At 68.2% G+C, this 18,728-nt stretch carries 12 protein-coding genes; 11 read left to right on the forward strand and 1 reads right to left on the reverse strand.

What is annotated here, in order from left to right; translation table 11 throughout:
- The first annotated feature begins 18 nt into the window (after positions 1 to 18).
- From V7778_RS03945 to V7778_RS03980, 8 genes are all read left to right on the forward strand, one after another.
- Positions 19 to 1,134: a LacI family DNA-binding transcriptional regulator gene (locus V7778_RS03945; RefSeq protein WP_335552034.1), complete on the forward strand. Its 1,116-nt coding sequence runs from the start codon at positions 19 to 21 to the stop codon at positions 1,132 to 1,134.
- 465 nt (positions 1,135 to 1,599) lie between these two features.
- Positions 1,600 to 2,802 (forward strand): fumarylacetoacetate hydrolase family protein, encoded by a 1,203-nt coding sequence (locus V7778_RS03950; RefSeq protein ID WP_335552035.1) that lies wholly within the window; start codon positions 1,600 to 1,602, stop codon positions 2,800 to 2,802.
- 33 nt (positions 2,803 to 2,835) lie between these two features.
- Positions 2,836 to 3,630: an SDR family NAD(P)-dependent oxidoreductase gene (locus V7778_RS03955; protein ID WP_335552036.1), complete on the forward strand. Its 795-nt coding sequence runs from the start codon at positions 2,836 to 2,838 to the stop codon at positions 3,628 to 3,630.
- The gene (locus tag V7778_RS03960) at positions 3,627 to 4,523 is read left to right on the forward strand and encodes an SMP-30/gluconolactonase/LRE family protein (RefSeq protein ID WP_335552037.1); all 897 of its coding nucleotides are present in this window, start codon (positions 3,627 to 3,629) and stop codon (positions 4,521 to 4,523) included. The genes V7778_RS03955 and V7778_RS03960 overlap by 4 nt, the downstream gene beginning before the upstream one ends.
- A 7-nt stretch (positions 4,524 to 4,530) precedes the next feature.
- Positions 4,531 to 6,324, forward strand: a complete 1,794-nt coding sequence (locus tag V7778_RS03965) for an IlvD/Edd family dehydratase (RefSeq protein WP_335552038.1) — start codon at positions 4,531 to 4,533, stop codon at positions 6,322 to 6,324.
- 110 nt (positions 6,325 to 6,434) lie between these two features.
- Complete coding sequence (xylF, locus tag V7778_RS03970; protein ID WP_335552039.1) at positions 6,435 to 7,439, forward strand: D-xylose ABC transporter substrate-binding protein; 1,005 nt, start codon at positions 6,435 to 6,437, stop codon at positions 7,437 to 7,439.
- A 129-nt stretch (positions 7,440 to 7,568) separates the two neighbouring features.
- Positions 7,569 to 9,107, forward strand: a complete 1,539-nt coding sequence (gene xylG / locus V7778_RS03975) for a D-xylose ABC transporter ATP-binding protein (protein ID WP_335552040.1) — start codon at positions 7,569 to 7,571, stop codon at positions 9,105 to 9,107.
- A 19-nt stretch (positions 9,108 to 9,126) separates the two neighbouring features.
- Positions 9,127 to 10,323 (forward strand): sugar ABC transporter permease, encoded by a 1,197-nt coding sequence (locus tag V7778_RS03980; RefSeq protein ID WP_335552041.1) that lies wholly within the window; start codon positions 9,127 to 9,129, stop codon positions 10,321 to 10,323.
- Positions 10,324 to 10,380: 57 nt separating this feature from the next.
- Here the strand turns inward: V7778_RS03980 and V7778_RS03985 are convergent, their stop codons facing one another.
- Positions 10,381 to 11,961 (reverse strand): aldehyde dehydrogenase (NADP(+)), encoded by a 1,581-nt coding sequence (locus tag V7778_RS03985; protein WP_335552042.1) that lies wholly within the window; start codon positions 11,959 to 11,961, stop codon positions 10,381 to 10,383.
- A 247-nt stretch (positions 11,962 to 12,208) separates the two neighbouring features.
- Between V7778_RS03985 and V7778_RS03990 the strand changes: the two genes are divergently transcribed.
- From V7778_RS03990 to V7778_RS04000, 3 genes are read left to right on the forward strand one after another with little or no spacing between them, the layout of a single operon-like run.
- Positions 12,209 to 14,173, forward strand: coding sequence for a hypothetical protein (locus V7778_RS03990; protein ID WP_335552043.1), 1,965 nt, complete (start codon positions 12,209 to 12,211; stop codon positions 14,171 to 14,173).
- Between the two features lie 13 nt (positions 14,174 to 14,186).
- Entirely contained in the window at positions 14,187 to 16,394 is a 2,208-nt protein-coding gene (locus tag V7778_RS03995; protein WP_335552044.1) for a WD40/YVTN/BNR-like repeat-containing protein, read from the forward strand.
- Positions 16,395 to 16,421: 27 nt separating this feature from the next.
- The gene (locus V7778_RS04000) at positions 16,422 to 18,716 is read left to right on the forward strand and encodes a glycoside hydrolase family 95 protein (RefSeq protein ID WP_335552045.1); all 2,295 of its coding nucleotides are present in this window, start codon (positions 16,422 to 16,424) and stop codon (positions 18,714 to 18,716) included.
- The last annotated feature ends 12 nt before the right edge of the window (positions 18,717 to 18,728 follow it).

The following is an 18,728-nucleotide window of genomic DNA, read 5'->3' on the forward strand; positions in this document are numbered from 1 at the left end:
CAGGGAAGCACGCCAGCCATGACCAAATCCAAACTCGACGCCATCCGGGAAGCCATGGAAGGCGGCAAACCGACCATGGTCGATGTCGCCAAGCTGGCCGGTGTCTCGGCGATGACGGTGTCGCGGGTGATGAACGGCAAGGGCCTGGTGCGCGAAAGCACGCGCCGCAAGGTCGCCGAGGCCGTTGCCGCCCTGAATTACACGCCGAACCAGGAGGCACGCAACCTGGCCGGCTCCAAGCCGATCCGCGTCGGCTTCTTGTATAGCAACCCAAGCGCCGCCTACCTGAGCGAGTTCCTGGTCGGCCTGCTGACCCAGTCGGGCCTGAACAACGTCCAGTTGTTCGTGGAAAAGTGCGAGGCGGGTACCCAGGAAGCCGAGCAGACCCAGCGCCTGATCGAGAACGGCCTGGACGGCATCATCCTGCCTCCGCCGCTGTGCGACAGCGTGTCGGTCCTGCGCTGCATCAACGATGCCGGCATCCCGGCGGTGGTCGTGGCCTGCGGCCTGCCGGACGCCCAGGTGGGAGCGGTCAGCATCGACGACTACGACGCCGCCTACCGCATGACGCGCCACCTGATCACCCTGGGCCACCAGCGCATCGGCTTCATCCTCGGCCACCCGAACCAGACCGCCAGCGCGCGCCGCCTGGCCGGCTACCGCGCGGCCATCGCGGAGAAGGGCGCCGACGCCGGCGAGGAGCTGGTGGTGCCTGGCATGTTCACCTACCGCTCCGGCCTGGACGCGGCCGAAACCCTGCTGTCGCTGGCCGAGCGCCCGACCGCGATCTTCGCCAGCAACGACGACATGGCCGCCGCCACCGTCGCCGTGGCGCACCGCCTGGGCCTGGATGTGCCGGGCGACCTGACCGTGACCGGTTTCGACGATACCGCGCTGGCGACCACCATCTGGCCTGAACTCACCACCGTGCGCCAGCCGATCGCCGGTATGGCGCGCGAGGCGGTGCAGTCGCTGGTACGGCGCGTGCGCGCCCTGCGCGAAGGCGAGGACGCCGCGCCCGAACAGATCACCATGGATTCGGAGCTGGTACGCCGCCAATCCGACGCCGCCCCGCGCACCCGCCCGCCGGCACGCCTGCCGCAGGCCGCGGCCAAACGCAGCTACGCCAGCTAAGGACTCATGGCCACGCCGCCAACGGCGGCAGCCTGCCTTGCTCCGGCTGAGGCAGCCCCTTGGCCGAAAAACCGTCGCACCGGGATTCGGCGTCGGCCTCGGCCGGCGCCCAGGTTCGTCAGGCGCCCACGGTGCGGGTCGTGCGCTGTTCCCCCGGCACCGCCATGGCGTTCGCGACCACCTAACATCATCCCTCGAATAATCGATTGACAATCCTCGCACCCGGTATGTAGACTGCAATGGTTGCGGTAACATTTTAGGTTAATCGAATGTTGTCGATCGCAACGCATAACAAATAACGAAGGAGACAAGCATGCTTCACCACGGCCGCCCGCGCTCGCGCGCCCGCCCGTATCGCCCCGCGCCGGTGATGCAGGCCCTCATTCCCGAATAAGCCATCCTCCTGGCAGGCAGGATCCGGCCCGCCATGGGCGGCCCTGGCGGCAATCCACTACGAGAGAACCCATGACAGCTTTCCAAGCCAATCTGTTGCCCGAGGACGCCGAGCGTGCGCTGCTGGTCGGCCGCGTGTGGCGTCCGGCGCCGGTCGACGGCCCGGCCGTGGTCGCCGTGCGCGGCGGCCGCCTGGTCGACATCACCGGCCACGCGGCGACGGTCGCCGACCTGTTCGAGCTGGACGCCGCCGGCCTGCTCGCCATTGTGCGCGGCGCCGAGGGCGAGGACCTGGGCGCCGCCCAGGGCCTGCTCGAGTCGGCGCTGCGCGGCGAGGCCGGCCCGGGCGGATTGCGCCTGCTCGCGCCTTGCGACCTGCAGGCGGTCAAGGCCTGCGGCGTGACCTTCGCGGTCAGCCTGCTCGAGCGCGTGATCGAAGAGCAGGCCAAGGGCGACCCGGGGCGCGCCGGCGCGCTGCGCCAGCAGCTGCGCGACGCCATCGGCACCGACCTGTCGGAGATCGTGCCGGGCTCCGAGGCCGCCATGCGCCTCAAGGCGGAACTGGCCGGACGCGGGCTGTGGTCGCAGTATATGGAAGTGGGCATCGGCCCCGACGCCGAAGTCTTCACCAAGTCGCAGCCGATGTCGGCGGTCGGCCATGGCGCCCAGGTGGGCCTGCATCCGAGCTCGCGCTGGAACAATCCCGAACCGGAGATCGTGCTGGCGGTGAACAGCCGCGCCGAAGTGCTGGGCGCGACCCTCGGCAACGACGTCAACCTGCGCGACATCGAGGGCCGCAGCGCGCTCCTGCTGGGCAAGGCCAAGGACAACAACGCTTCCTGCGCCATCGGCCCCTTCATCCGGCTGTTCGACGGCGATTTCGGGATCGACACGGTGCGCGAACTCGAGGTGCGCATGCTGATCGAGGGCGCCAGCGACGGGTTCGAGCTGGAGGGCCGCAGCCGCATGCGCGAGATCAGCCGCGACCCGCTCGACCTGGTCGCGCAGACCTGCGGCGCGCACCACCAGTATCCGGACGGCTTCATGCTCTTCCTGGGCACGATGTTCTCGCCGATCAAGGACCGCGACGCGGCGGGCGGCGGCTTCACCCACCACGCGGGCGACCGCGTCAGCATTTCCACCCCCTCGCTCGGCGCACTGGTGAACACCGTGGGCCGCAGCGACGAGATCGCGCCCTGGACCTTCGGCGTGCGCGCCCTGTACCGCAACCTGGCGCGGCGCGGCCTAACGGCCGCCGGCCGCCATGGCGCCTGAGAGCGCAAACCATCCAAGATCAGCGAGTCCAACATGCCTCACACACAACAAGAACCCTTCGTCTACGCGAGCTACCCCGACCTGGCCGGCAAGCGCGTCGTCATCACCGGCGGCGGGACCGGCATCGGCAGCGAACTGGTGGCCGCCTTCGCCGGGCAGGGCGCGCAGGTCTGGTTCCTCGACATCGCCGCCGAGGCGTCGCGCGCGCTGGCCGAGTCATTGGCCGGTGCGGTGCACCCGCCGCGCTTCGTCCACTGCGACCTGACCGATCTCGACGCGCTGGCCGCGGCCTTCGCCCACGTCGACAGCGAGGCCGGCGGCGTCGATATCCTGCTCAACAATGCGGCCAACGACGACCGCCACGAGATCGACGACGTGACCCCGGCCTACTGGGAGAACCGCATGGCCGTGAACCTGCGCCACCAGTTCTTTTGCGCCCAGGCGGCGGTGCGCATGATGCGCAAGAACGGCAAGGGCGGCGTGATCCTGAACTTCGGCTCGATCTCCTGGCACCTGGCGTCTTCGCAGCTCTCCCTCTACATGACCGCCAAGGCAGCGATCGAGGGCATGAGCCGCGGCATGGCGCGCGACCTGGGCGGCGACGACATCCGGGTCAATTCGGTGATTCCGGGCGCCGTGCGCACGCCGCGCCAGCAGGCGCTGTGGCATACGCCGGAAGAAGAAGCACGCATCCTGGCCGGCCAGTGCCTGCGCGAGCGCGTCGAGATGCAGGACGTTGCCGCGCTGTCGCTGTTCCTGGCCTCGAACAACGCGCGCCGCTGCAGCGGCCGCGAATATTTCGTCGACGCGGGCTGGTACGGCGCATGAGCGTCACCACGAACACCGCGGTGGAAGCAAGCCCGCGCTGCCTGTGGGAAGCCGGCGCCGTTCTGGGCGAGGGCGTGCTGTGGGACGCCGCGCGCGGCCTGGTCTGGTTCGTCGACATCAAGGGCCGCCGCATCCACCGCTGCGACGCCGATGGGGGCGATCGCCGCAGCTGGGAGGCGCCCGGCCAGGTCAGCTTCATCGTGCCGGCCGAGGACGGCGCCATGGTCTGCTCGCTCGAAGACGGCCTGTACCTCTTCATCGAGGACACCGGCGCTTTCGCGCCGCTCCTGAGCGTCGAAACCGACAAACCCGGAAACCGCTTCAACGACGGCCACGTCGACGCCCACGGCCGCCTGTGGTTCGGGTCGATGGACGACGCCGAGCAAGCGCCGACCGGCGCGCTGTACCGGTTCGATGGGGCCCAGGTGGCCACCATGGACGAAGGCTATGTCATCACCAACGGCCCGGCGCTGAGCCCGGACGGCCGCACCTTGTATCACACCGACACACTGGACAAGCGGGTCTATGCCTTCGACGTGCTGGAGGACGGCGGCCTGGCGCGCAAGCGCGGCTTCGTCGAACTGGAGGGCGCCGGCTACCCGGACGGGATGGCCGTCGACAGCGAAGGCGCCGTCTGGATCGCCACTTTCGGCGGCTGGCGCATCGAGCGCTACGACCCGCTGGGGCGCAAGCTGGGCGAGGTCCGCTTCCCCTGCGCGAACATCACCAAGCTGGCCTTCGGCGGCGAGGACCTGCGCACCGTGTACGCGACCAGTGCGCGCAAGGGCCTGTCGCCCGCGGAGCTGGCGGCCCAGCCGCTGGCCGGCAGCCTGTTCACCTTCCGCGCCGACGTGCCGGGACTGCCGCAGCATGCGCTGCGCCTGCAGGAGTAAGGACACCATGAATTCGATCAACGGTTCGAGCAACAGCAAGCGCCGCTTCCGGTCCCAGGACTGGTTCGACAATCCGGAGCGCATCGACATGACCGCGCTCTACCTCGAGCGCTTCATGAACTACGGGATCACGCCCGAGGAACTGCGCTCGGGTAAGCCGATCATCGGCATCGCCCAGAGCGGCAGCGACATCTCGCCCTGCAACCGCATCCACCTGGAGCTGGCCAAGCGGGTGCGCGACGGCATCCGCGACGCGGGCGGCATTCCGATGGAATTCCCGCTGCACCCGATCTTCGAGAACTGCCGCCGCCCGACCGCGGCCCTGGACCGCAACCTGGCCTACCTGGGCCTGGTCGAGATCCTGCACGGCTATCCGATCGACGCCGTGGTCCTGACCACCGGCTGCGACAAGACCACCCCGGCCCAGCTGATGGCCGCCGCCACCGTCGACATCCCGGCCATCGTGCTGTCGGGCGGGCCGATGCTGGACGGCTGGTTCGAGGGCGAACTGGTGGGGTCGGGCGCGGCGATCTGGAAGGGACGCCGCCTGCTGGCCGCCGGCGAGATCGACGAGGACAAGTTCCTGAAAATCGCCACCGCCTCCGCGCCGTCCGCCGGTCACTGCAACACCATGGGCACGGCGTCGACGATGAACGCGGTCGCCGAGGCGCTCGGCATGTCGCTCACCGGCTGCTCGGCGATTCCCGCGCCCTACCGCGAACGCGGGCAGATGGCTTATGAAACCGGCCGCCGCATCGTCGGCATGGCCCATGAGGACCTGCGTCCCTCGAGCATCCTGACCCGCGACGCCTTCCTGGACGCGATCGTGGTCAACGCCGCCATCGGCGGCTCCAGCAACGCCCAGCCGCACATCGTGGCGATGGCGCGCCACGCCGGGGTCGAGATCACGCCTGAGGACTGGATGCGCTACGGCTACGAGGTGCCGCTGCTGCTCAATATGCAGCCTGCCGGCCAATACCTGGGCGAGCGCTTCCACCGCGCGGGCGGCGTGCCGGCCGTGATGTGGGAGCTGGAAGGGGCGGGCCTGCTGCGCGCCGACCGTCCCACCGTGACCGGCGCCAGCATGAAGGCGAACCTCGAGGGGCGCGAAAGCGCGGACCGCGAGATGATCAAGCCTTTCGCCGCGCCGCTCAAGCAGAACGCCGGCTTCATGGTCCTGAAGGGCAATCTGTTCGACTTCGCTATCATGAAGACCAGCGTGATCTCGGAAGCCTTCCGCGCACGCTACCTGTCGGAGCCGGGCAGCGAGAATGCGTTCGAGTGCCGCGTGGTGGTGTTCGACGGCTCGGACGACTACCACCACCGCATCAACGATCCGGCCCTCGGTATCGACGAGCGTACCATGCTGGTGATCCGCGGTTCCGGACCGGTGGGCTGGCCCGGCTCGGCCGAGGTGGTCAACATGCAGCCGCCCGACGCGCTGATCAAGAAGGGGATCAAGGCGCTGCCGACCCTGGGCGATGGCCGCCAGTCGGGCACCTCGGACAGCCCGTCCATCCTGAACGCCTCGCCCGAGAGCGCGGCGGGCGGCAACCTGGCGCTGTTGCGCACCGGCGACGTGGTGCGGGTCGACCTGAACACCGGGCGCTGCGACGTGCTGCTGGCGGACGAGGAGCTGGCCAGGCGCCGCCAGGACGCGCCGCCGCCGATCCCGCCCAACCAGACCCCCTGGCAGCAGATCTACCGGGCCACGGTGGGCCAGCTGCACACCGGCGCCTGCATGGAGATGGCCCTGGAGTACCGCGGCGTCGGCCACGACATGCCCCGCCATAACCATTAATCGGCTAAACCTCGTCGAGGTAGCGTTATCACCGTTTTTTGAGCAGAATAGCAAAGGCCGCGGCGAGGCTCGACCGCCGCGGCGACAACGAGAACCAACAGGAGACGTAAATGAACAAGATGATCACGGCCGTCGGCCTCGCCTGCGCGATGCTGTTTTCCGCCGGCGCCGCCCACGCGGATGCCAAGAACCCGAAAATCGGCTTCTCGATCGACGACCTGCGGCTGGAGCGCTGGACGCGCGACCGCGACTACTTCACCCAGGCCGCCGAAAAGCTCGGCGCCAAGGTGTACGTACAATCCGCCGACGCCAGCGAGCAGCGCCAGATCGCCCAGATCGAGAACCTGATCTCGCGCGGCGTCGACGTGCTGGTGATCGTTCCCTACAACGCGACGGTGCTGAACAACGCCGTCCGCGAAGCCAAGAAGGCCAAGATCAAGGTGCTGTCCTATGACCGCCTGATCCTGAACGCCGACGTCGACGCCTACATCTCCTTCGACAACAAGACCGTGGGCGAACTGCAGGCCCAGTCCCTGGTCCAGCTGAAACCCAAGGGCAACTACTACCTGCTGGGCGGCGCGCCGACCGACAACAACGCCAAGATGCTGCGCGAGGGCCAGCTCAAGGTCCTGAAACCCCTGATCGACAAGGGCGACATCAAGGTAGTCGGCCAGCAGTGGGTCAAGGACTGGAGCCCCTCCGAGGCGATGTCCATCGTCGAGAATGCGCTGACCGCCAACGGCAACAAGATCGACGCCGTGGTCGCGTCGAACGACGCCACCGCCGGCGGCGCGATCCAGGCGCTGGCTTCCCAGAAGCTGGCCGGCAAGGTGGCCGTGTCGGGACAGGACGCCGACCTGGCCGCGGTGCGCCGCGTGATGGCGGGCACCCAGTCGATGACCGTCTACAAGCCGCTCAAGGAAATCGCTTCCAACGCCGCGCGCATGGCCGTGCAGCTGGTGCGCAACGAGAAGCCGGCCTACAACGCCAAGCTGGCCAACGGCTTCAAGCAGGTCGACACCATCCTGCTCAAGCCGATCCTGCTGAACAAGGCCAACGTCGACCTGCTGGTCAAGGACGGCTTCTACACCCAGTCCCAGCTGGCCGGGAAGTAAGCCGGGGGGTGAGCATGTTGCCCGCCTGTGGGCGGGCGTGAGCCAGGCAAGTGTCAGGCAGGGGCCAAGCCCGCGGCCAGGCCCTTGCCACGCCCGACAATTCCAACGTAGCGAACAAAAGTGCCCGACATGTCCGCCTATCTGCTTCAAATGAAGGGAATCGCCAAGCGATTCGACGGTGTGCCCGCGCTCGACGGGATCGACCTGGCGATCCGCCCGGGCGAATGCATCGGCCTGTGCGGCGAGAACGGCGCCGGCAAATCCACCCTGATGAAGGTGCTGTCGGCGGTCTACCCGCACGGCAGCTGGGATGGCGAGATCCTGTTCGACGGCCAGCCGCTGCGCGCGCGCTCGGTGCGCGAGACCGAGGACGCCGGCATCATCATCATCCACCAGGAGCTGATGCTCGTGCCCGAGCTGTCGGTGGCCGAGAACATCTTCCTGGGGAACGAACCGACCCTGCCCGGCGGGCGCCTGAACTATCCCGCCATGAACCGCCGCGCCGAGGAGATCCTCCGCGAGCTCAGGCTGCCCGACGTCAACGTGGTGCTGCCGGTGAAGAACTACGGCGGCGGCCACCAGCAGCTGATCGAGATCGGCAAGGCCCTGAACAAGAACGCGCGCCTGCTGATCCTGGACGAGCCCTCGGCCTCGCTCACCGCCAGCGAGATCGCCGTCCTGCTCGAGATCATCCGCGAACTCAAGGCCAAGGGCGTGGCCTGCGTCTATATCTCGCACAAGCTCGAGGAAGTGGCCGCGATCTGCGACACGGTCGTGGTGATCCGCGACGGCAAGCACATCGCCACCACCCCGATGCCCGAGATGAGCGTGGACCGCATCATCGCCCAGATGTGCGGCCGCGAGCTGAATCAGCTCTACCCCTCGCTGCCGCATCCGGTCGGCGAAGTGGTGATGGAGGCGCGCAACATCACTTGCTGGGATCCCGACCAGCCGCAGCGCAAGAAGGTCGACGACGTCTCCTTCCAGCTGCGCCGCGGCGAGATCCTGGGCATCGCCGGGATTGTCGGGGCAGGGCGCACCGAACTGGTGACCGCCTTGTTCGGGTCCTATCCGGGCGAGTACGAGGGCGAGGTCTGGCTCGAAGGCCAGCGCGTGGACACCTCCGAGCCCATGAAGGCGATCCGCGCCGGTTTCGCCCTGGTGCCGGAAGACCGCAAGCATCACGGCATCGTGCGCGACCTGTCGGTGGGCGAGAACATCACGCTCTCGGTCCTGGGACGCTATTCGCACCTGAGCCGGATCGACGACACGCTCGAGTCGCGCGAGATCGCCGACCAGATCCGCCGCCTGGCGCTCAAAACGGCCAGCCCGGCATTGCCGATCACGGCGCTGTCCGGCGGTAACCAGCAGAAGGCCGTGCTGGCCAAGATGTTGCTGACCAATCCCAAGGTGCTGATTCTCGATGAACCCACCCGTGGCGTCGACGTCGGCGCCAAGTTCGAGATCTACAAACTGATGCTGGAGCTGGCCGCGCAGGGCATCGCCATCATCATGGTCTCGTCCGAGCTGGCTGAAGTGCTGGGCGTCTCGGACCGCGTGCTGGTCATGGGCGAAGGCAAGCTGCGCGGCGACTTCGTCAACCAGGGACTGACCCAGGAAATGGTGCTCGCCGCCGCCCTTGGCCAAGCGGCGCCGGCCCTCGTTTAACCTTTTTTATCGAACGATCATGAAAACCGATTCCATCCCCGCCCCCGTGCAGGCGCCCCGGCAGTCCGCGGCAGCGCCGGGCATCAACGTCAAGCAGATCTTCACCCAGTACAAGATCCTGGCCCTGCTGGTCGCCATCGCCCTGATCTGGGCCTTCTTCAGCTGGAAGACCGACGGCGGCTTCACCTCCGCGCGCAACCTGTCGAACCTGATGCGCCAGATGTCGATCACCGGCATCCTGGCCTGCGGCATGGTGTTCGTCATCATCGCGGGCGAGATCGACTTGTCGGTCGGCTCGCTCCTCGGCCTGCTGGGCGGGCTGGCGGCCGTGCTCGACGTCACCCATGGCATGCCCTTGCCGCTCTCGATCGCGGTGGTGCTCGGGGCGGGCCTGATGCTGGGCTTCCTGAACGGCTTCCTCACGGCTTACGCGGGCATACCGTCCTTCATTGTCGGCCTGGGAGGGATGCTGGCCTACCGGGGTGTGGTGCTGGGCCTGACCGACGGCGCGACGGTGGCGCCGGTGTCGCCGGAGATGGAGCAGCTGGGCCAGGCCTACCTGCCGCCCAGCCTCGGCATCGCCCTGGGAGTGGGCCTGTTCGTGCTGGCCGGCGTGCTCGCATGGCGACAGCGCGCCAGCCAGGCCAAGCACAACCTGCCGGTGATCGCGCTGTGGCGTTCGGTGTTCCGCGTGGCCCTGGTCGGCGTGGTCCTGGCCGGCCTGATCTCGACCTTCAACAGCTACGAAGGCATTCCGCTGCCGGTGCTGATCCTGCTGGTGCTGCTGGGGGTGTTCAGCTACATCGCCAGGCAGACCGTGTTCGGCCGCCGCATCTATGCGGTGGGCAGCAACATGGAAGCGACCCGGCTCTCGGGCATCAACGTCAAGGCGGTCAAGCTGTGGATCTTCGGCCTGATGGGCCTGATGTGCGCGCTGGCGGGCCTGATCAACACGGCGCGCCTGGCGGCGGGTTCGCCCTCGGCCGGCGTGTCGGGCGAACTGGACGTGATCGCGGCCTGCTTCATCGGCGGCACCTCGATGCGCGGCGGCGCCGGCACCGTGCACGGCGCGCTGGTGGGTGCGCTGGTGATGGCGAGCCTGGACAACGGCATGTCGATGCTGGATGTGGACACCTACTGGCAGATGATCGTCAAGGGGCTGATCCTGACGCTGGCGGTGTGGATGGATGTGGTGACGCGCAGCGGGCGGCGCTGATATCGGGACCGCTCCAATGAACAAGCCGGCCATGTGGCCGGCTTTTTTTACGGCGACTCAGGACCCGACGGTCAGCCGACCATCGACCATGCGCGCCAGTTTGAGCGGATTCTCATCGCGCAGCGCCTCCGGCAGCAGTCCGGCCGGCACGTCCTGGTAGCACACCGGCCGCAGGAAGCGCTCGATGGCGGTCGCGCCCACCGAGGTCGAGCGGCTGTCCGCGGTCGCCGGGAAGGGGCCGCCGTGCACCATCGCATGCGCCACCTCGACCCCGGTCGGGAAACCGTTGAACAGGATACGGCCGACCTTGCGCTCCAGCAGGGGCAGCAGGGCGGCGGCGATGCCGTGGTCGGCGTCGGTCGCATGCACGGTGGCGGTCAGCTGGCCTTCCAGGTGGCGGGTCACGGCCAGCAGCTCGGCCTCGCCGCGGCAGGCGATGATGACCGAGGTCGGCCCGAAGATTTCTTCTTCCAGCGCCGGATTGGCCAGGTAGGTGGCCGCATCGCACTGGTACAACGCCGCCTGCGCGGCGCAGCCCTCGCCCTCGGCGCCGCCATGCGCAACCAGCTCGACGCCTTCGAGCCCGGAGCGGCGCCCGATGGCGTCGACGTAAGCCTGGTGGATGCCCGCGGTCAGCATGGTCCCCGCCGTCTTGGCCTGCAAGGCCTCCACGGTGGCTGCGCGGAAGGCGTCGAGCTGCGGGCCGGCCAGTGCGATCACGAGGCCGGGGTTGGTGCAGAACTGGCCGACGCCCAGGGTCAGCGAGTCGACGAAGCTGGACGCCAGCTTGGCGCCGTCCGCTGCGAGGGCGCCCGGCAGCAGGAACACCGGGTTAATGCTGCTCATCTCCGCGTACACGGGGATCGGCACTGGGCGGCTGTTCGCGCTGCGCACCAGGGCCAGGCCGCCCTGGCGCGAGCCGGTGAAACCGACCGCCTGGATCGCCGGATGATTCACCAGGTCCTGGCCGATCTGCTTGCCTTCGCCGATCACCATCGAGAACACGCCTTCCGGCATGCCGCACTCGATCGCGGCCTTCTGCACCGCCTTGGCCACCAGTTCGGAAGTGCCGAGGTGGGCGTTGTGCGCCTTCACCACCACCGGACAGCCCGCGGCGAGGGCGGAGGCCGTATCGCCGCCCGCCACCGAGAAGGCAAGCGGGAAGTTGCTGGCGCCGAACACGGCCACCGGGCCGAGCGGGATCTTGCGCATGCGCAGGTCCGGGCGTGGCGGCGTGCGCTGGGGCAGGGCGGAATCGAGGGTCGCTTCGAGGAAGTGGCCGTCGCGGACTACCTTGGCGAACAGGCGCAGCTGGTTCATGGTGCGCCCGCGCTCGCCTTCGAGGCGGGCCAGCGGCAGGCCGCTTTCCTGGCTGGCGCGTTCGATCAGGAGCGGGCCGATGTCGAGGATACGGTCGGCGATGGTCTCGAGGAAGCGCGCGCGCCGTTCCAGGCTCACGGCGCGGTAGGCGTCGAAGGCCTGTTCGGCCAGCGCGCAGGCAACGGCCAGCTGGTCCGGGGCCGCGGTCCCGAAGCCGGGGTCCAGCTGGATACCGCGCGCCGGGTCGGCGCTGCGTACTTCGGCGGCCGCGCCGCGCTCGATGCGGTGGCCGATGATCATGTCTCCGTGAATCGTCATGGGTGCTCCTGATGTGATCCGTGTGGGTGGAAATGTTCGTTAATTGTTAGGCGCTATCATAACAAACCCCGGCGCAGCGCGCTGGGATCCTTGCCATTCCGTCGGGCGGGAATGTGAAATATCTTCCCCGAGGCACGAGGAGTTTGTAAATTCGCTGTTAGCGCGAACATTTTCCTTGCAAGTGGCTTTGGGATTGGTTTAGCATAGTCTTCAGTAGGCCAATAACAACGAAAAAACCAGGAGACGTATGCGCACCTCGATCACCCGCCTCACCGGCGCGGGCGTGGTTGCGGCGACTATTGCCGCGGTCACCGTAGCCAGCCTCGCTTCCCTGACGCTGCAGCCGGCTCACGCAGCCGCGCAAGCCGCGGCGCCCGCGCCCAAGGCCGGCCACTACAAGCACTTCAAGACCGCGATCTACATTCCGGTGAACGTCACGAAGGAGCTGTCGGACCCGAAGGTGTTCGAGCACCAGTACGCGCGCGCCATGAGCCAGGTTCCCTTCGACAAGGTCTACATCGAGACCTACCGCGACCTGCATTTCGCCAGTGACGCCGAGATCGACACCGTCAAGCGCCAGTTCCAGGCCAAGGGAGTGGAAGTGGCCGGTGGCGTCACGCTGGCGGCGGGCGGCTTCAATGGCCAGTTCATGACCTTCGACTACGAGCTGCCGGAGCACCGCAAGATGGCCAGGCAAGCCATGGAGCAGGCCGCGCGCCACTTCGACACGGTGATCCTGGACGACTTTTTCTTCTACACCTCCAAGTCCGATGCGGACATCAAGGCCAAGGGCAAACGCTCCTGGACCCAGTACCGCCTCGACACCATGCGCAAGGTATCGAAAGAACTGGTGATCGGGCCTGCCAAGGCCGCCAACCCGAACGTCAAGGTCATCGTCAAGTATCCCAACTGGTACGAGCACTTCCAGGGCCTCGGCTTCGACCTCGAAAAGCAGCCCGAGATGTTCGACGGGATCTACGCCGGTACCGAGACGCGCGATCCGGTAATCACCGACCAGCTGCTGCAGCAATACGAATCCTACAGCGTGATCCGCTACTACAGCACCCTGCGCAAGGATGGCAGGAACGGCGGCGGCTGGGTCGACACCTATTCGATCCGCTACCTCGACCGCTTCGCCGAGCAGCTGTGGGACACCATGCTGGCCAAGACGCCCGAGATCACGCTGTTCAACTGGCACCCGATGGCCCAGGACATGGAGGCCGTGGCGGGCGAACGCCCGTGGGCCGACCAGGACACCAGCTTCAACTGGAACAAGATCGCCGCCGACTGGCGCGCCGCCAATCCGGACGCCAAGGCGCCTCCGGGCTGGGGCCTGGCCGCCGGCGCCGCGCTGCGCCAGGTCGACGCGGTGCTGGGCCAGCTGGGCGAGCCGACCGGGGTGCCGAGCTACAAGCCGCCGCATTCCTCGGGTGAGGACTTCCTGCACAACTACCTCGGCAACGTCGGTATTCCGATCGCCATGACGGCCAGGTTCCCGGCCGGCGCCAGCACCATCCTCCTGACCGAGGCGGCGGCCACCGATCCTGGCATCATCGGCAAGATCAAGGGCCAGCTCCAGGCGGGGAAGACGGTGTTCGTCACCTCCGGCTTCGTGAAAGCCACCCAGGATACCAGGCGCAAGGACGGCGGCTTCCAGGATCTGCTCGAGGTCTACGCCACCGGCAACCAGGTTGCGCTGAACGATTACTACAACGGCTATGGCGCCGGCAATGGCGAATCGCTGCGCGAGGATCCGAAGGCCGCGCCGAAAGACGTGATCTTCCCGGAACTGCACTACTACACCAACGACGCCTGGCCGATCATCCGCGGCGTATCGGGGGCGCGCGGCTTCCCCATCCTCCTGATGAACCGCTACTCGAAGGGCTTGCTTTACGTGCTGACCATCCCGAGCAATATCGGCGACCTGTACAGCATGCCGCCCGGCGTGATGCACAACGTGAGCAAGTACCTGATGGCCGACCGCCCGTTGCGCATCGAGGCCCCGAGCGGCGTCAGCCTGTTCACCTATGATAACGGCGCCTATGTGATCCAGTCCTTCCGCGATACGCCGGTCAAGGTCAGGGTGGTCAAACAGGCGGTGCACGCGGCCGGCAAGGCGGCGGCGGAAACCGTGCCCGGGTCGAGCAGCCAGGAGCAGGTGAGCGAGGTGACCATCCCGCCGCACAGCTTCCGCGTCTTTGCCAAGTCCTGAACGGAGCGCGACGATGACGTTGCTGAAGGGGGCGGGCGGACTCGCCATCGCGCTGGCCATGCTGACCGGCGCGAGTTCAGACATGGGCGCGGGAATGGGCACTGGCCCGGGCCCGGTCCATGATGCGCCGGTGCGCGTGGACTATGTGTGGGACAGCGTGGCCATCGGCGGCGGCGGTTTCGTCACCGCCGTGCTGCCGAGCCGCAGCGAGCCGGGTGTCGCCTACGCCCGTACCGACGTCGGCGGGGCCTATCGCTGGGACGCGAAGGAACAGCGCTGGTGGCCCCTGATGGACTGGGTGGCGGAAGACCAGACCGGCTTCCTCGGCATCGACGCGCTGGCGATCGATCCGCGCCACGCCGGCCGCATCTACCTGCTGGCCGGGATCAGCTACCTGAATGGCGGCCGTACCGCGGTCCTGCGTTCCACCGACTACGGCAAGAGCTTCACCACGATCGACGTCACCAGCCAGTTCAAGACCCATGGCAATGGCATGGGCCGGCAGAATGGCGAACGCCTGGCGGTCGATCCGGGCAACGGCGACATACTCTACCTGGGGTCGCGCCGCGACGGACTGTTCTTCAGCAGCGATGCCGGCGAGCGCTGGACCCGGCTCGAGAGCCTGCCGGTGACGACGACGCCCAACGATGTCGGCATCAACGTGGTCGTACCCGACCCGGCCAGCGTGGCGAACGGGCGCGCGCGCCGCCTGTTCGTGGCTGTCTCGCGCTTCGGCAGGGTAGGGCCGAATCTCTATCGCAGCGACGACGGCGGCCTGAACTTCGTTCCGGTCGCCGGGGCGCCGCTGGACCTGATGCCCCAGCGCGCCGTGCTGGACGGCGCCGGCAACCTGTACCTGACTTATGCCGACGGCGCCGGTCCCCATCCGGACCGCACCGGGACCGAGCCGATGCGCCGCGGCCAGGTGTGGCGCTACAACATCGCGGGCGGCGCCTGGACGAATATCACGCCCAGGGACGTCGGCCATCCTTTCGCCGGGATCAGCGTCGATCCCCGCAATCCGCGCCGCATCGTGGTCTCGACCATCAACACCTTCCTGCCGCAGGGCGACGCCAAGGGCGACCGCGTCTACCTGAGCGAAGATGGCGGCGACACCTGGCTTGATGTGATCGGGGGCGGCTCGGCGCGCGAATTTACCCGTGATTCCGCCGGCGTGCCCTGGCTCAAGGGCCACGGCATCCATTGGACCGGTTCGGTGGAGTTCGACCCGCGGGATCCGCGCGCCGTGTGGATCACCTCGGGCAACGGCGTGTTCCGCACGCCGGACATCCAGGCCGGCCCCGCCAACTGGGTATTCACCGTCAAGGGCATGGAAGAGACGGTGCCGCTTGGCTTCCTCAGTATTCCCGGCGGCCCGCTGGTTTCGGCGATCGGCGATATCGACGGCTACCTGCACGAGGACCCGTCGCGCCATGGCCGCATCCACGAGCCGCAGATCGGCACCACGACCGGCCTGGACGCCGCGGCCGCCAAGCCTTCGGTCATGGTCCGCGTCGGCAAGCACATGATGCTCACCCGCGATGGCGGCGCCCACTGGACCCAGGCGCCTGCGCTCATGGGTATCAAGGGCCAGGTGGCCCTGTCGGCGGACGGCGCCACGATCCTGCATAACCCGGAGCGCTCGGCGCTCACCTACCGCTCGACCGACCTGGGCGCCAGCTGGACTGCGGTCAAGGGCCTGTCCAATCCGAGGACGCTGCCGGTCGCCGATCCCGTGCGCGCCAAGGTGTTCTACGCCTATGACGACGGCGCATTCCTTGCCAGTACCGACGGCGGCGCCAGCTTCACGCAGCGCGCCAGCCTGCCGGCCGGCGGTTCGCGCCTGGTTCGGGCAGCCCCAGGGCGCGAGGGCGATGTGTGGGTGGCCCTGAAGACGGGCGGCCTGGTTCGCTCGCTCGATGGCGGCGCCACCTTCAAGGCGCTGGACGGCATCGACTACTGCGGCGCGGTGGGCTTCGGCAAGTCCGCGCCCGGCTCCAGCTACCCGGCACTCTACATCTGGGGCGCACGCAAGGGTGTGCGCGGCATCTACCGCTCGCTCGACGGCGGCAAGGGCTGGGAGCGGATCAACGACGAGCGCCACCAGTACGGCGGCCCGGGCGACGGCCACTTCATCGTCGGCGACATGAACCGCTTCGGCTACGTCTACATGAGCACAGCCGGCCGCGGCATCGTGTATGGCCGTCCGGGAGCGAAGTGAGATGGGAGTGGTGAAATGGGAGAACGCATGACGATGACCGGCCTGCGCGCACTGGTGCTGGCGGTGACGATGACGGCGGGCGCGGCCTGGGCCGCGCCGGAGATGGTGCTGCGCTACGACCGCCCGGCCCAGGACAATGACCAGGGCTGGGAGCGCGAAGCGCTCCCGATCGGCAACGGCCGCATCGGCGCCATGGTCTTCGGCCAGCCGGGGCGCGAACACCTGCAGTTCAACGACATCACGCTCTGGACCGGCGACGACAAGACCATGGGCGCCTTCCAGCCTTTCGGCGACCTGGTGGTGGAGCTGCCGGGACATGAACAAGGCGCCAGCGGCTACCGGCGCGCCCTCGACCTGGAGCGCGGCGTGCATACCGTCGGCTACCGGCGCGATGGGGTGCGCTTCCAGCGCGAAGCCTGGTCCAGCTACCCGGCCCAGGTCATCGTCCTGCGCATGAGCGCCGACCGCAAGGGCCAGTACACGGGCACGGTCGAGCTGAGCGACCGCCATGGCGCACAGCTGTCGGCGGTGGGCAGCCGCCTGTATGCCACCGGAAGCCCGGCCGGCTATGCGCAACCCGGTTCGGCGCCCGGCACGAACAGGATGGCCTACGCCAGCCAGGTGCAGGTGCTCCACGAAGGCGGCAAGATCGCGGTCGACGGCAAGCGTATCCGCTTCACGGACTGCGATTCGGTGACGCTCATCCTCGGCGCCGGCACCAGCTATGTGCTGGACGCGGCGCGCGGCTTCGACGGCGAGCATCCGCTGGACAAGGTGACGCGGCAGGTGACGGACGCCGCGGCACGGCCCGCCGCCGAGCTTCGCGCGGAACACGAACGCGACTTCCGCGGCCTGGTGGGCCGGGTCGCCATCGACCTGGGCGACACGCCCGCGGCGCGGCGCGCGCTGCCGACCGACGCCCGGATCCTGGCCTACACGAAGGAGGCGGGCGACCCGGAGCTCGAAGCCCAGTACTTCCAGTACGGGCGCTACCTGCTGGCCTCCAGCTCGCGCGGTTCGCTCCCGGCCAACCTGCAGGGCCTGTGGAACAACAGCCTCACGCCGCCCTGGAACGCGGACTACCACACCAACATCAACATCCAGATGAACTACTGGCCGGCGGAAGTGACGAACCTGGGCGAGCTGGCCGATCCCTTCTTCCGCTTCGTGAACGGCGTCGCCCCCGTGTGGCGGCGCGGCACGGCCCTGGAATTCAAGACCCCGGACGGCAAGCCGGTGCGCGGCTGGACCCTGCGCACGGAATCGAATCCTTTCGGCGCCATGGGCTACCTGTGGAACAAGACCGGTAACGCCTGGTATGCCCAGCACTTCTGGGAGCATTTCGCCTTCGGCCGCGACACCCGCTTCCTGCGCGAGGTGGCCTATCCGATGATGAAGGAGGCCAGCGCCTTCTGGCAGGACTATCTCAAGGAGCTTCCGGACGGGCGCCTGGTGGCCCCGCAGGGCTGGTCGCCGGAGCACGGCCCCATCGAGGACGGCATCGCCTACGACCAGCAGATCGTCTGGGACCTGTTCAACAACACGGTGGAAGCGGCCGGCATCCTGGGCGTGGATCCCGAGCTGCGCGCGCGCCTGGCGGCGATGCGCGACCGCCTGGCCGGGCCCAGGGTCGGCAGCTGGGGCCAGCTGCTCGAGTGGCTGGAGGAAAAGAAGGACCCGGTGCTGGACACCCCGCAGGACACCCACCGCCACGTCTCGCACCTGTTCGCCCTCTACCCGGGCCGCCAGATCAGCCCCGCCAAGACGCCGGAACTGGCCAAGGCGGCGCGCCGCACCCTCGAAGCGCGCGGCGACGCCGGGACCGGCTGGTCGATGGCCTGGAAGATGGCCTTCTGGGCCCGCCTGCAGGACGGCGAGCGCGCCTACCGCATGCTGCGCGGCCTGTTGTCGACGCCGGGGGCGCGCGCCTCCGAGCAGGCTGGAACAGGGTCGGAACACAACAACGCCGGCGGCACCTACGCCAACATGCTCGACGCCCATCCGCCGTTCCAGATCGACGGCAACTTCGGCGCCACGGCGGCGATGGCGGAGATGCTGCTGCAATCCCATGCGGGCGAGATCCACCTGCTTCCGGCGCTGCCGACGGCCTGGCAGGACGGTTCGGTGCGCGGTCTGCGCGCACGCGGCGGCTATGAGATCGACATGACGTGGAAGGGCGGCCGGCTGCACGGCGCGGCGGTGCGCTCCGTGGCGGGATCGGGCCCGGTGAGGCTGCGCCATGGCGCCCGCACGATCGACTTGAAGCTGGGGCCCGGACAATCGGCAAGCGTGCGCGCGGCCCAGTTCGGCGCCGGACAATAACAACCCGAAGGA

This window comes from Massilia sp. DD77, from assembly GCF_036961685.1.
Taxonomy (GTDB): domain Bacteria; phylum Pseudomonadota; class Gammaproteobacteria; order Burkholderiales; family Burkholderiaceae_D; genus Telluria.